Annotated in this window: 14 protein-coding genes and 1 riboswitch; of the genes, 9 read left to right on the plus strand and 5 right to left on the minus strand. The window is 68.0% G+C overall.

What is annotated here, in order from left to right; genetic code table 11:
* Positions 1–6: 6 nt before the first annotated feature.
* Together mobA and MRBLMC3_RS21585 are read right to left on the minus strand one after the other, a co-directional pair.
* The gene (gene mobA, locus MRBLMC3_RS21580) at positions 7–543 is read right to left on the minus strand and encodes a molybdenum cofactor guanylyltransferase (protein ID WP_363832387.1); all 537 of its coding nucleotides are present in this window, start codon (positions 541–543) and stop codon (positions 7–9) included.
* Positions 543–1,526 carry a threonine ammonia-lyase gene (locus MRBLMC3_RS21585; RefSeq protein WP_363832231.1) on the minus strand — a complete coding sequence of 328 codons (984 nt, stop codon included), beginning with the start codon at positions 1,524–1,526 and terminating at the stop codon, positions 543–545. The genes mobA and MRBLMC3_RS21585 overlap by 1 nt, the downstream gene beginning before the upstream one ends.
* Positions 1,527–1,609: 83 nt before the next feature.
* Positions 1,610–1,823: riboswitch (cobalamin riboswitch) on the plus strand.
* Positions 1,824–1,992: 169 nt separating this feature from the next.
* Between MRBLMC3_RS21585 and MRBLMC3_RS21590 the strand changes: the two genes are divergently transcribed.
* On the plus strand, positions 1,993–3,807 hold the full coding sequence (locus MRBLMC3_RS21590; protein ID WP_363832234.1) for a TonB-dependent receptor plug domain-containing protein: 1,815 nt from the start codon (positions 1,993–1,995) through the stop codon (positions 3,805–3,807).
* Positions 3,808–3,811: 4 nt separating this feature from the next.
* On the opposite strand, the gene MRBLMC3_RS21595 is transcribed toward MRBLMC3_RS21590, so the two are convergent.
* Positions 3,812–4,639, minus strand: a complete 828-nt coding sequence (locus MRBLMC3_RS21595; protein WP_363832236.1) for an ABC transporter substrate-binding protein — start codon at positions 4,637–4,639, stop codon at positions 3,812–3,814.
* 110 nt (positions 4,640–4,749) lie between these two features.
* On the opposite strand from MRBLMC3_RS21595, the gene MRBLMC3_RS21600 reads away from it, so the two are divergent.
* Positions 4,750–5,745 (plus strand): FecCD family ABC transporter permease, encoded by a 996-nt coding sequence (locus tag MRBLMC3_RS21600; protein ID WP_363832239.1) that lies wholly within the window; start codon positions 4,750–4,752, stop codon positions 5,743–5,745.
* Positions 5,739–6,518 carry an ABC transporter ATP-binding protein gene (locus MRBLMC3_RS21605; RefSeq protein WP_133653663.1) on the plus strand — a complete coding sequence of 260 codons (780 nt, stop codon included), beginning with the start codon at positions 5,739–5,741 and terminating at the stop codon, positions 6,516–6,518. The genes MRBLMC3_RS21600 and MRBLMC3_RS21605 overlap by 7 nt, the downstream gene beginning before the upstream one ends.
* A gap of 46 nt (positions 6,519–6,564) precedes the next feature.
* On the opposite strand, the gene MRBLMC3_RS21610 is transcribed toward MRBLMC3_RS21605, so the two are convergent.
* Entirely contained in the window at positions 6,565–7,782 is a 1,218-nt protein-coding gene (locus MRBLMC3_RS21610; protein ID WP_414714675.1) for a penicillin-binding protein activator, read from the minus strand.
* An 11-nt stretch (positions 7,783–7,793) separates the two neighbouring features.
* On the opposite strand from MRBLMC3_RS21610, the gene rsmI reads away from it, so the two are divergent.
* From rsmI to MRBLMC3_RS21630, 4 genes are all read left to right on the plus strand, one after another.
* A complete protein-coding gene (gene rsmI / locus MRBLMC3_RS21615) occupies positions 7,794–8,648 on the plus strand; it encodes a 16S rRNA (cytidine(1402)-2'-O)-methyltransferase (RefSeq protein WP_363832242.1) in 855 nt (284 codons plus the stop codon).
* Positions 8,645–9,019 carry a YraN family protein gene (locus MRBLMC3_RS21620; protein WP_363832244.1) on the plus strand — a complete coding sequence of 125 codons (375 nt, stop codon included), beginning with the start codon at positions 8,645–8,647 and terminating at the stop codon, positions 9,017–9,019. The genes rsmI and MRBLMC3_RS21620 overlap by 4 nt, the downstream gene beginning before the upstream one ends.
* A 113-nt stretch (positions 9,020–9,132) precedes the next feature.
* On the plus strand, positions 9,133–10,110 hold the full coding sequence (gshB, locus tag MRBLMC3_RS21625; RefSeq protein ID WP_363756637.1) for a glutathione synthase: 978 nt from the start codon (positions 9,133–9,135) through the stop codon (positions 10,108–10,110).
* A gap of 16 nt (positions 10,111–10,126) precedes the next feature.
* Complete coding sequence (locus MRBLMC3_RS21630) at positions 10,127–10,726, plus strand: DedA family protein (protein ID WP_363832247.1); 600 nt, start codon at positions 10,127–10,129, stop codon at positions 10,724–10,726.
* 55 nt (positions 10,727–10,781) lie between these two features.
* On the opposite strand, the gene MRBLMC3_RS21635 is transcribed toward MRBLMC3_RS21630, so the two are convergent.
* Positions 10,782–11,678, minus strand: coding sequence for a tyrosine recombinase XerC (locus MRBLMC3_RS21635; protein ID WP_363832392.1), 897 nt, complete (start codon positions 11,676–11,678; stop codon positions 10,782–10,784).
* A 168-nt stretch (positions 11,679–11,846) separates the two neighbouring features.
* On the opposite strand from MRBLMC3_RS21635, the gene MRBLMC3_RS21640 reads away from it, so the two are divergent.
* Positions 11,847–12,725, plus strand: coding sequence for an MBL fold metallo-hydrolase (locus MRBLMC3_RS21640; protein ID WP_363832250.1), 879 nt, complete (start codon positions 11,847–11,849; stop codon positions 12,723–12,725).
* Complete coding sequence (locus MRBLMC3_RS21645) at positions 12,710–13,429, plus strand: DUF4230 domain-containing protein (RefSeq protein WP_363832252.1); 720 nt, start codon at positions 12,710–12,712, stop codon at positions 13,427–13,429. The genes MRBLMC3_RS21640 and MRBLMC3_RS21645 overlap by 16 nt, the downstream gene beginning before the upstream one ends.
* Positions 13,430–13,469 lie beyond the last annotated feature (40 nt).

Raw genomic sequence — 13,469 nt, forward strand, 5'->3', positions numbered from 1 at the left:
CTCCATTCATCGACTGTCCTTTGCGAGGGCCTGCAGATCCTCCGGCCGGTTGATGTTGGGCAGCACGAATTCGGGCCGGTCGACGATCCGGGCGCCGACCCGCTCCAGCCAGCCCCGGATCGATCTGTTATTGTCCTCCGCCAGATGGGCATCCAGTTCGCCCGCCAGCGAAGCGGGCCAGAATCCGGCCAGTTGCTGCCCCTTGAGGATGGCGGGTTCAGGGCCGATCAGGGCCTGCGCCAGGCCGTCCGGATAGGCGGGCACGTCGCACCCGGTCGTCAGCACGGCGTCATAACCCTGCGCCAGGGCATGATGCAGCGCCGCGTTGAGGCCGCCCAACGGCCCCATGTCCGCGGCGGGCCGATCCGCCAGCCCGATCATGCCCTCCACCTGCCGGCCGCAGACCACGACGGTTTCGACATGGCGGCCCAGCGCCTCCACCGCATGGTCCAGCAGGGTGCGCCCCTCCAGCATCGCCTGCGCCTTGTCGCTGCCGAACCGGCTGGACCGCCCGCCAGCCAGCACTGCCCCCATCAGCCGCATCATGCGCCGCCGCCTATGATCCGGGCATAGCTGTCGGGATCGACATTGCTGCCTGAAAGCACCACGACGCCGGCCCCATCGGCAGGCGGAGCAATCCCGGCCAGCATGGCCGCCAGCGATGCGGCTCCGCCCGGCTCGACCACCAGCTTGAGCACGGAAAAGGCAAAGCGCATCGCGTCGCGCACCTGATCGTCGCTCACCGCCAGGCCCCCGGACAACAGCGCCTGGTTGATGGGAAAGGTCAGCGCTCCCGGCGTGGGAGACAGCAGTGCGTCGCAGATCGACCGCGCATCGGGCGACACGCTTTCCCGCTTGCCGCTGGCCAGGGACCGCGCCGTATCGTCGAACGCTTCCGGTTCCACCGCATGGATATTGACCTCGGGCATGCGCGCCTTCACCGCCGTCGCGATCCCCGACACCATGCCGCCGCCGCCGCAATTGACCAGGATCTGGCCGATCTTCGCGCCTGCTTCGGCGGCCTGCTCCATGATCTCCAGCCCGATCGTGCCCTGGCCCGCCATGATGAAGGGATCGTCGAAGGACGGCACCAGCACCGCGCCCCTCTCGGTCGCCAGCCGCGTGGCGATCTCCTCCCGGTTATCGGTGAAGCGGTCATAGGCAACGACTTCGGCGCCCAGCGCCCGCGTGTTCGCCGTCTTGATCGCGGGCGCGTCGGCCGGCATCACGATCGTCGCCGCGATCCCCAGCAAGCGCGCCGCAAAGGCGACGCCCTGCGCGTGATTGCCCGATGACCAGGCGACGACGCCTGCCTTTCGCTCCCCGGCGTCCAGCCGGGCCAGCCGGTTGTAGGCACCGCGGAACTTGAACGATCCGCTGTGCTGCGCGCCCTCGAACTTCACCAGCACCCGCCGGCCGCAGCGGGCGTTGAGCGCCGCATTTTCCAGCAGGGGGGTGCGGATGGCGGCGGGGGCGATGACCCGCGCCGCATCCTCGACATCGGCGGCGTTGATGGCGAACGACATGCAATCTCCTTCTGCGGCTGCCCCTTGGCATGGCCGCCGCTTTCCCTTATGGCGCCCGGCGCGGGCAGGGCAAAGCCCCTGCGCGCAAGGAAGATCGCGCCGGTGCCCGGAAGGGCTGAAAACGGGAATGCGGTGCGGACGGGAAGCCGTCCCAATCCGCGGCTGTCCCTGCAACTGTAAGCGGTGAGCGCGATGCACTTCGGCCCCCAGGGCCGGCCACTGGACGCAAGTCCGGGAAGGCGTGCATCGCCGCATTGACCCGCGAGCCAGGAGACCTGCCGGCGCATGGTCGCTCTTGCCTTGGTCCAGGGTATGGCCACGGCACGGTGTTCTCCGTCTGAGCGACGAAGCGGCGCGGGGCCGCATCGGTGTGGGGGAGGGCGCGGGCGCCAGCCATTTTCCCCTGTCCGGCCGCATGAGCGGACGCCCTGAGCCATGTTGCATCGCGCTCAGGGGGAAGACAGACATGTTGAGGATTTCCGTTTCCATCGCCGCCTTGCTCGCGGCCGCACCTGCGCTGGCGGAGGATGAGATCATCGTCACCGCGCTGGGCATCGAACAGCCGCGCGACGAGGTCGGCCAGGCCGTCACCGTGATCGACGCCGACACCATCCGCACCCGCCAGAGCGTCAGCGTGGTCGACCTGCTGGCCACCACGCCGGGCGTGCGCTTCAACCGCAGCGGCAGCCTGGGCGGCGTGACCGGGGTTTCGCTGCGCGGCGCGGAAACGACGCAGACGCTGGTGCTGATCGACGGGGTCAAGGTCAACGACCCCAGCGGCATCGGCGACATGTACGATTTCGGCAATCTGCTGACCGGCAATATCCAGCGGATCGAGATTTTGCGCGGCTCCAACTCGATCGTCTACGGCAGCCAGGCGATCGGCGGCGTGGTCAACGTCATGACCGGAACGCCCGGCACCGGCTTTGCCGGCAATGCCTCCGTCGATTACGGCTACAGCAATACGCTGAACGCGAAGGCGGACGTTTCGGGCGGCAGCGGCATCGCGTCGGGCGGCGTCGGCATCGCCTATTTCAACACCGACGGCATTTCCTCCGCCGCCAGCGGCACCGAAAGGGACGGCTATGAGAATATCGCCGCCAATGCCAGGCTGAAGCTGTCCTTCACCGATACCCTCAACCTCGACCTGCGCGGCTATTATATCCATGCCGACCTGGATACCGACAATGGCGTGGTGGACAGCACCACGGACTCCTCGAAATCGGATCAATATGTCGGCTATGCGGGCCTCAACCTCGCGCTGTTCGACGGCAGGCTCACCAATCGGGCGGCCGTCACCTGGTTCCGCATCGACCGCGACTATACGTCTGCTTTCGGGCCTTATGCCTATTCCGGCACCAATTTGCGCTTCGAATATGAAGGGATCTACCAGCCGGTGGATCAGGCGAAGCTGGTCTTCGGCTATGAACATGAGCGGCCCGACTATGACTTTTCCGGCTTCGGTTCCACCGAACGCCACAAGGCCGATATCGACAGCGTCTATGCGCTGGCCGTCGTCAAGCCCCTTGCCGGCCTGTCGCTGACCGGCGGCGTGCGGCATGACGATCACAGCCAGTTCGGCGGCGCGACGACCTTCGGCGCCAACGCCAATTACACGCCCAATGCCGGCGCGACCAATATCCGCATGAGCTATGGCGAGGGGTTCAAGGCGCCGTCGCTCTACCAGCTTTACGGCGCCGATGTCGGCAATGCCGGCCTGCGTCCCGAGCGGTCGAAAAGCTACGATATCGGTTTTGACCAGAGGCTCGACGGCGACCGGGCGATCCTCTCCGTCACGGCGTTCCGCCGCGATACCAGAAACCAGATCAACTATGATTATTCGATCGGCCTCTATGGCGGGTATAATAATCTCGACCGCACCCGCGCCAAGGGGGTGGAGGCGATGCTGACGCTGAGGCCGGTCGATGCGCTGACCGTCACGGCCGCCTACAGCCATGTCGATGCGCGCGACCGCAGTAGCGGCGCCCGGCTGCCCCGCCGCGCCCCCGACGCGGTCAGCGTTTCGGCGGATTATGTCTGGCCCTTCGGCCTGTCGACCGGCGCCACCGTGACGATGGTGGGCGACAGCTTCAACGACGCGACCAATCTGGTACGGCTGGACGGCTATGCGATAGCGAACATCCGGGCGTCTTTCCCGATCATGGAGAAGCTGGAAATCTATGGCCGCATCGACAATGTCACCGATGCGAAATACGCCACGGTCTATGGCTATGGCACCTATGGGCGATCGGCCTTCGGCGGCGTGCGTGTGCGCTTCTGACGGCTTATGGGCGTGGCGCGGCGTTGATCTGCGCCGCGCCGTCAAGCTGCGCCGTGATGCTCCTTGCGGCGTCGACATAGGCGGGGCCGCCGCACACCGTCCACGCCTGCGGCACGCGGATGCGCGGAATGGCGCGCAATATCGGATGGTGCAGCATCTCCGTCCCCTGATCGACCACCTTCTCGCTCCCCGCCTCGACGATCAGCCAGTCCGGGCGGGCGGCGATCATCTCCTCCAGCGAAAGCTGCGACAGTGCCGGCTTGCCCAGCCTGGCCGCCAGGTTGACCAGGCCCACGCGCCGCATCAGGTCGTCGACCAGCGTGCCGGTGCCGGTCATATAGCCGCGCCGCTGATAATAGGCGGCGACGCCGCGATGCTTCGGATGGGGCAGGGCGGCAAGATCCCGGTCCATGCGGGCGATCATCGCCTCGCCCCGTTCGGGATGGCCGACCGCGGCCGCCACTTGCCGGATCTGCGCCAGGATCATCGCATGGCTGTCCGCGCTCGCCAGTGCCAGGGTCCGCCATCGGCCCGGTGGCGCGCCGACCACGCTGTCGCCCGACGGAAAGCCGATCAGCAGGTCGGGGCGAAGCGCCAGCACTTCCTCGGACGGGCGTTTGAGGGTGCGGAAGGCGCGGGCCTTGCCGACCGCCGCCGACAGTTCCGGGTCATGTCCATAGGGGCTGAGCGCCGCGATCTGCGCCGGATCGGCCAGCGCGAGCACATATTGGTCGGCGCAGGTGTTAAGCGACACGATGCGTTTTGGCGGAACCGGCGCGGCACCGGTCAGCGAAAGGGCGCAAAATGCGGCAAGGATCATTCTTCTGCGCACCCTGTGGCCCCTGTGCTGCGCCCCAACAAATCGTGCCTCGACACACTCCCTCGCGGGAGTAGGGAGCGCCTGGACAGATGCTGTAGCAAGCAGGGAGGAACGCGCAAGCCATGAGCGCCCGCCGCCACCCGTTGCTCATCCCCGCGCTGATCGCATCGGCCCTGCTCGCCGCGCTGGCTTCCCTCGCGCTTGGCGCCGTTCCGCTTTCTCCGGCCCGCATCCTCGCTGTCCTCGGCGGTGGCGGCGACGACGTTGCCCGCGCCATCCTTCTCGACCTGCGCCTGCCCCGCATGCTGCTGGGCCTGATCGTCGGCGCGATGCTCGGCCTGGCGGGCGCTGCGCTCCAGGGCTATCTGCGCAACCCGCTGGCCGAACCCTCGGTCTTGGGGGCGTCCAACTGCGCCGCGTTCGGCGCTGTCGGCGCGCTCTATTTCGGGCTGGCGCAGGCGCATCCGCTGGCGCTTCCCGCGCTCGCCATCATGACCGGCCTGATCGGCATCGGCGCGCTGTTCCTGCTCGCCGGCCCGGCGGAAAGTCCGCTCACGCTCATCCTCGCCGGCATCGCCATCGCGACGCTCGCGGGGGCGGGGATCAGCCTGTCGCTCAACCTGTCGCCCAACCCCTTCGCCGCCATGGAGATCATGAGCTGGCTGATGGGCAGCCTGGAAAACCGCGCCTATGGCCATGTCTGGATCGCGCTGCCCTGCGTCGCCGTGGGCGCGGCGCTGCTGCTTGGCGACGGGCGGACGCTGGACGCGCTGACGCTGGGCGAGGATGGGGCGCAGGCGCTTGGCATCGATCTTCGCTGGGCGCGCATCCGCCTGATGCTGGGCGTCGCCATAGGCGTCGGCGGCGCCGTGGCGGTGTCGGGGGCGATAGGCTTTGTCGGCCTGATCGTGCCGCATCTGGTCCGACCGCTGACCGACCGCTCGCCCTCCGCCATTCTGCTGCCCTCGATGCTGGGCGGCGCGGTGCTGCTGACGCTGGCGGACATCGGCGTGCGGCTGATACCCACCAGCAGCGAACTCAAGCTGGGGGTGCTGACGGCGTTGCTGGGCGTTCCCGTGTTCCTGATGCACCTGATGCGGGAGCGGCGGCTATGGTGACGATCCGCGCGCAGGGACTTTCCGTCAGGCTGGGCCGGCATCCGGCGGTGAACGACGCCGACCTCCTGCTGGAGCCGGGGGAGCTGGTGGGCATCATCGGGCCCAATGGCGCTGGCAAGTCCACCCTGATCCGGGCGCTGCTGGGGCTGGTCGGGCGGTCGGGCGGGACAGTCCTGATCGACGGCGACGACAGCGCGCGGCTCAGCCGGCGGGAGATCGCCCGGCGCATCGCCTATCTGCCGCAAGGACAGACGCTGCACTGGCCGCTGGCGGTGGAGCGGCTGGTGGCGCTGGGTCGATTGCCGCATCTGGGGCCGCTGTCGCGCCTTTCCGCGCAGGATGAGGCGCATGTCGACGCCGCCTTGACGCGGGCCGATGTGCTGCATCTGAAAGGCAGGGTGGCGACCGAATTGTCGGGTGGCGAGCGCGCCCGCGTGCTGCTGGCCCGCGCGCTGGCGGTGGGCGCGCCTGCCCTGATTGCCGATGAACCCCTGGCCGCGCTCGATCCGGGGCATCAGATCGACGTCATGGATCTGCTCCGGGCGGAGGCGCGGGCCGGGTCGCTGGTCGTCGCCGTGCTGCACGACCTCAGCATGGCGGCGCGCTATTGCGATCGGCTCGTGCTGATGGAGCGCGGGTCGCCGGTGGCCGACGGCGCGCCGCTGGACGTGCTGACGGAGGGGAATCTCGCCAGGGTGTATGGCATTTCCGCTCGCATAGAAACGAACGGCGACTGGCCGCTGGTCCTGCCGACGGGGCGGACCAGATCCTGACTGCTATTCGCCGCCTGTTCCCGCGACGGCAGGAACAGGCCGTGTCCTATTCCCCAAAGGTCCGGGGTGCGGGCGCGACCACCGTGAAGGTTCCCGCACCGATTTCGGACACTTCCAGCGCCCGCTCCGCAATGCCGTCGCGGCCGAAGCGGAACGCGCCGTCGATCCCGGCAAAGCCCCCCGCATCGCGCAGCCGTACCGCCGGGAAGGGCGTTCCGGGCTTCCAATCGCGCGCGATCCGCACGGTCAGCAGCACCGCATCATAGCCGAGCGCCGACAGCCGGAACGGCGCATTGCCGTAGCGCGCGCGATATTTGGTCGCGAGCTGCCGGTAGAGGCCATCCGACACGCTGGCGAACCATGCGCCGCGCAGCACCGGGCTGGACGCCAGGCCGCTGTCGGTGTTCCACAATTCGGTGCCCAGCAGCCGCGCCGTCGCGCCGCCATTCTTCCGCACGATCGGCGCGACCTGCATCGCCACCCGCCCGCTGTCCGCGATCAGCAGCGCGTCATAGCTGGACGAAGCCTGCAATTTCCTGACCGCCGCCGTGATGGAGGCGGGGCTGCGGTCGAAGGTCTGCATCGACACGACCGTCCCGCCCGCGCTCTCGACCGCGCGCAGCAGCGCCGTGCCCGACCGCTCGCCATAGGTTCCCTTGGGCACCAGCGCGGCGAATTTCGACAGGCCCTTGCCCTTGGCGAAGTCGACCACCCGCTCGATCGACTGATTGGGGTTGTAGCCCATGATATAGACGCCGTTCCCGGCGACGCTGGTATCGTTGGAAAAGCTGATCACAGGCACATTGGCCCGCGCCGCGAGCGGACCGACGATCCGCGCATCCTCCGCCAGCAAGGGCCCCAGGATCAGCCTGTTGCCGTCCGCCAGCGCCTTGTTCACCGCCGCCGCAGCGCCCGCGGCGGTGTCGTAGGTGGTGATGCGGACCTTGTCCGCCTTTGTGTCCAGCAGCGCCAGGGTGGTCGCATTGGCGATCGACTGGCCGACACCGGCATTGGGGCCGCTCATCGGCACCAGCAGCGCGACGCGGTGGCGCAGCGTGTCGGTGGGCAGGCCCTCGGTGACGTCGGGGCCGGTCTGCGCCGGGCCGCCGGGCTGGGCGGGGCCGGGGCCCTTGGGCACGATCGACTGACAGGCGGCGACCAGCAGCGCGGCCGTGGCGAACATGATCCGCCAGGCCCTTTTCATCCCCACCCCTTTCATCACGGCGAACAAGTCCGCTTGCCGGGGGGCATCCGTCTCTGTCATCTGGCGTCCTTATGGAAACTGATATTGTTGATCTTGCTTCTGGGCTTGAACCGGGGCTTTACATCGTTGCGGGGCCGATCGGCAACCTCGGAGACCTTACCCCCCGCGCCGCGGAAGTCCTGCGCCGGGCCGATGTGATAGCCGTGGAAGATACACGGGTCAGCGCACGCCTGCTGCGCCATGCCGGGTCCGACCGGCCGATGGTCCCCTATCACGACCACAGCGCCGAAGCGGTGCGCGCGCGCCTGGTCGATCGGATGGCGCGCGAATCGGTGGCGCTGCTCTCCGACGCGGGAACGCCGCTGATCTCGGATCCCGGTTACAAGCTGGTGCGCGATGCGCGGGCGGCGGGCCGCCGGATCACGACGCTCCCCGGCCCCAGCGCCGTCATTGCCGCACTGACCTTGTCGGGCCTGCCGACCGACCGTTTCCTGTTCATGGGTTTCCTGCCCTCGAAGCAGAAGGCACGCGGCGACACCCTGGACGAAGTCGCCGCCCTGCGCGCCACGCTGGTCTTCTATGAAAGCGGGCCGCGCCTGTCGGAAAGCCTGGCCGCCATGGCCGCCCATCTGGGCGACCGGGACGCAGCCGTCTCCCGAGAGATCAGCAAGGCGTTCGAGGAGACGGCGACCGGCACGCTCACGGAACTTTCCGCCCGCTATGCCGACGCCCCGCCAAAGGGGGAGATCGTCGTGATCGTCGGCCCGCCGGGCGAGGCACCGCCCGCCAGCGCCGAGGATGCCGACGCGGCCTTGCTGGAGGCGATGGAGCGGCTTCCGGTTTCCAAGGCGGCAGGCGAGGTCGCCAAGAAGCTCGGACTGGACCGCCGCGCGCTTTACGACCGCGCCCTGGAACTCAAGGCGTGAAGACGCAGCCTTCGGGCGCCCGGCTGGCCGCCGAAAAGCGCGGGCGGCAGGCGGAACGCATCGCCGGCTGGTGGCTGCGCCTCAAGGGCTGGCAGATCGTCGGCCGCCGCATGCGCACGCCCGCGGGGGAGGTGGACCTGGTCGCCCGGCGCGGCGCCATGCTGGCCTTTGTCGAGGTGAAGGCTCGCGCGCGCGGCGCCGATCTCGACCTCGCCATAGACGAGCGGCGCCTTTCGCGAGTGGCGGCGGCGGCGGCGGAAATCCTGTTCCACGGCCTCGCCAAACCGGGCGACGACATGCGAATCGACGTGATCCTCCTTGCGCCGGGCCGTCCGCCGCGCCATCTGGCCAATGTCTGGCATGGGGGGTGAGCAATCCGATCCTCCCGTTCCGTTCGCCCTGAGCTTGTCGAGGGGCCTCAAGTTTCTTCAGGAAAAGGGCCGGGCCTCGACATGCTCAGCCCGAACGGCAGGAAAACAAGTCGATGACCACCGCACTCAACCCGCTCACCGTCGCCGTACAGATGGACCCGATGGAGGGGATCAGGATCGGTGGCGATTCGACCTTCCACATCATGCTGGCCGGGCAGGCGCGCGGGCACCGGCTCTATCATTATCTCGCCCCCGACCTCACCTATCGCGAGGGCCGCGTGCTGGCGCGGGCGCGCCCGGTCCGGGTGCAGAAGGTGCAGGGCGATCATTTCGCCTTCGGGGAGCCGGAGATGCTGGACCTTGGCCGTGACGTCGACGTCGTCCTGATGCGGCAGGATCCGCCCTTCGATCTCAGCTACATCACCGCCACGCACCTTCTGGAGCGGGTGCAGCAGGAGACGCTGGTGGTGAACGACCCCGGCGCCGTCCGCAATGCGCCGGAAAAGCTGTTCGTGCTGGATTATGCCCGGTTCATGCCGCCGACCATGATCACCCGCGACCTGGCGGAGGTGAAGTCCTTCCTCGCCCAGCATGGCGAGGTGGTGGTGAAGCCGCTCTACGGCAATGCGGGCAACGCCGTCTTCCATGTCGGGCGGTCCGGCGCGAATCTGTCGGCGCTGGTGGAACTGTTCAACGCCTCCTGGGTCGAACCCTTCATGGTCCAGGCCTTCATTCCCGGCGTTGCGGAGGGCGACAAGCGCATCGTCCTGGTCGACGGCGAAGTCGCGGGCGCGGTCAACCGCATTCCCGGCGCGGGCGAGATCCGCTCCAATCTCGCCGTGGGCGGCTCGGCCGCGAAGACGGAACTGACCGATCGGGAACTGGAAATCTGCGAAGCGCTGGGTCCGGAACTCAAGCGGCGCGGCCTGCTGTTCGTCGGCATCGACGTGATCGGCGGCGAATGGCTGACGGAAATCAACGTGACCTCGCCCACCGGCATCGTTTCCATCGACGCCTTCAACGGCACCGACACCGGCGGCATGATCTGGGACGCCATCGACGCCCGGCTGGCGGCGCGGGCCGCCGATTGAGCGATCGTCCAGCGCCATGACCGACTGGGTTCTCCGCCTGATCGACGCGGGCGGCTATTGGGGCATATTCGCCCTGATGGTGCTGGAAAACATCTTCCCGCCGATCCCGTCCGAACTCATCATGGGCATCGGCGGCATCCGCGTCGGCCAGGGCCGGATGGCGATGGAATGGCTGCTGTTCGCGGGCACCGTGGGCACCACCATCGGCAATTATTTCTGGTATCTGGTCGGCCATGTCCTGGGCTTTGCCCGGTTGAAGCCGATCGTCGACCGCTATGGCCGCTGGGCGACGCTGGAATGGAAGGATGTCGAGGCACTCGACCATATTTTCGGCAAATATGGGCAGATCGTCGTGTTCGTTTTCCGCTTCATGCCCGTCTTCCGCACGATGATATCGCTGCCGGCGGGCCTGTTTCGCATGGGGCATGTCCGCTTCCTGCTGTGGACCAGCGGCGGCGCGCTGATCTGGAACATCATCCTTGCCTATGCGGGCTACATATTGGGTCAGAATTTCCGCGACATCGACCGCTATGTGGGACCAGTGGCGACGGCCTGCGTGGTGGGGGCGGTCTTCTTCTATCTCTGGCGGCTGGCGACCTGGAAGCCCAGGGGCTGATCCGGGATATGCCAGGTCGCAGGAGCACTCGCGTCTCCATCACGGCGCGGCGGCCTCATGCCCGGGGGTGGGCATTGCGGTAGATGTCCAGCAGGTGCGCGGCATCCACCTGCGTATAGATCTGGGTCGAGGACAGGCTGGCATGGCCCAGCAATTCCTGCAACGACCGCAGATCCGCACCGCGCCCCAGCAGATGCGTCGCGAAGCTGTGGCGCAATGCATGCGGCGTGGTCCGGTCCGACAGGCCCAGCCGGCCCCTCGCGCCCTGCACGGCGCGACGGATCAGCGCCGGCGAAAGCGGCCCGCCCCGCGCACCGCGAAAGAGCGGCCCATCCTTCTCCTGCGCAAAGGGGCAGAGCGCCACATAAGCCTCCATCGCCTCGCGCACCTGCGGCAATAGCGGCACGATCCGCGTCTTCCCCCGCTTCCCCGTGACCCGCAGCGTTTCTCCCAGCGGCAGCACAGCGCCGGTCAGCCCCATCGCTTCCCCGATACGCAGCCCCGCGCCATAGAGCAGCAGCAGCACGGCCCAGTCCCGCGCGCCGATCCACGGTTCCCGCGCGGTTTCGGCAATGTCCCCGGCCAGCGCCACCGCCTCGTCGGGCGAGATGGGGCGGGGCAGGCCGCGCTTCACCCGCGGCCCCTTCAGCATCGGGACGCGGGCATCCTCACCACCCACGAACCGCAGGAAACCACGCACCGCCGACAATTCCCGCGCGGCCGAGACATTGCCGATGCCGTCCATCCGCCGCACCGTCAGGAAAGCGCGCAGGTCGGCCTGCCCGATGCCCGCCAGCATCGTCGCCGTGACCGCTTCGCCGCGATGCTCCTCCAGAAAGGCCAGCAGGCGTTCGGCGGTCGCCACATAGGCGCGCACCGTATGCACCGATCGCCGCCGGTCGAGCGCCAGATGCCGCCGCCATTGTTCGCAAAGATCGTCGCAAGCCGCCATGGTGTCCACATTAGAGCGATTTCCAAGCGATCGGAACCGATCGCTGGTTAAGAAATCGCGAAAAACAGGAAATCTAGAGCGGCGATCTGATTTCAGTCAGATCGAACCCGCTCCAGGGCGGGGGACCGCCCTTGAAAACCACCCCAAAATGGGCACATGGAAATCGACATGGCAACTCCCTTCGACCTGGCCGACCTGCCGACAGGCGCGCTGATGCGGCTTTCCCCGCTGGTGGGGCGCGTGCTGGCGCCCAATCCCTCGCCCTTCACCTATACCGGCACGCAGACCTATATCGTGGGTGCGGAGGATGTGGCGGTGATCGATCCCGGCCCCGATGATGCGGCGCATCTGGCGGCGCTGGTCGATGGGATTGGCGGGCGCCCGGTCAGGGCGATCCTCTGCACCCACACCCATCGCGACCACAGTCCCGCCGCCGCGCCGCTCGGCGCGCTGACCGGCGCCCCGGTCATCGGCTGCGCGCCGCTGACGATGGATGATGACGGGCCCCGCGCCGACGCCGCCTTCGACGCCGCCTATCGGCCCGATCGCGTGCTCGCCGATGGGCAGGGGGTGGGCGGCATGGGCTGGACGCTCATGGCCGTCGCCACGCCGGGTCATACCTCCAACCATCTCTGCTTCGCCCTGCCGGAGGAAGGCGCTCTTTTCACCGGCGACCATGTGATGGGCTGGTCGACCAGCGTGGTGTCGCCGCCCGACGGGGACATGACGGCCTATATGGCGTCGATGCAGCGGCTGCTCGACCGTGACGACGCCATTTATTATCCGGCCCATGGCGATCCGGTCGACAGTCCGCAGCGGCTGGTGCGCGGCATGATGGGCCACCGCAAGCAGCGCGAGGGCCAGATAGTGCGCTTCCTGGAGCGCAACGGCGCGTCGGAAGTCCCCGCCATGGTGCTGGAGATGTACAAGGGCGTCGACCCGCGCCTTCACAGCGCGGCGGGCCGTTCGGTGCTGGCGCATCTCATCGACCTTGACGGGCGCGGCATCGCCGCCGCGACGGCGGACGGACGATGGCAGTTGCGCTGAAACGCCTGGCCTTGCCGGTCCTCGCTGCGCTGGTCCTGCTCGCCATGGGCGGGGTCATGCTGGTCGGCTGGCATCGCTATCAACGCGACTATGTGGTAAGCGTGGAGGATGACGGCTCAGCCGTGACCAGGATCATCGCCGGGCGGCTTGCCGGCGCCGCCAGCCTGAAGGTGTCGGAACTGTCCGGCACGATCCAGAGCACGGCGCAGGATGTGCGCGGCTTCGGCCTGCTGAAGTCCGATCAGCTGGTGAAAATGCCCTTCTCGGTCGATTATTTCATCGACGTGGGCGGCATCGACGCCGCTGATCTGGAATGGAACGCAAACAGCCGGACGCTCATCGTCAACGCGCCGGATGTCAGGCCTGGGCGGCCCAATATCGACGAAAGCCGCCGGACGCTGGTTGAAACCAACGGCCTGTTCGTGACGCGGCAGGCGGGCGAGGAACTCGGCCGCCGCACCTCGCTCCATGCGCAGGCCCGCGCGCAAGGCGAGGCGCGCTCGCCCGAACGCATGGCGCAGGCCCGCGATTATGGCCGTGCCGCGCTCGGCAGGCTGCTCGGCGCGCCGCTGGGGGCGCTGGGTTATGGCGATGCGCGGGTGATCGTGACCTTTCCGCCGGAACGCGCGAACCGCGACCGGGAACGGTGGGACGTGACCACGCCGATCAACGAGGTACTGGCCAACAGGCGCAACGCCCGTTAGGGGGCGCTGCATGAAGGCCCTTCAAGGAGCAGGGTAGGGA

It is taken from the genome of Sphingobium sp. LMC3-1-1.1, from assembly GCF_040676285.1.
Classification (GTDB): domain Bacteria; phylum Pseudomonadota; class Alphaproteobacteria; order Sphingomonadales; family Sphingomonadaceae; genus Sphingobium.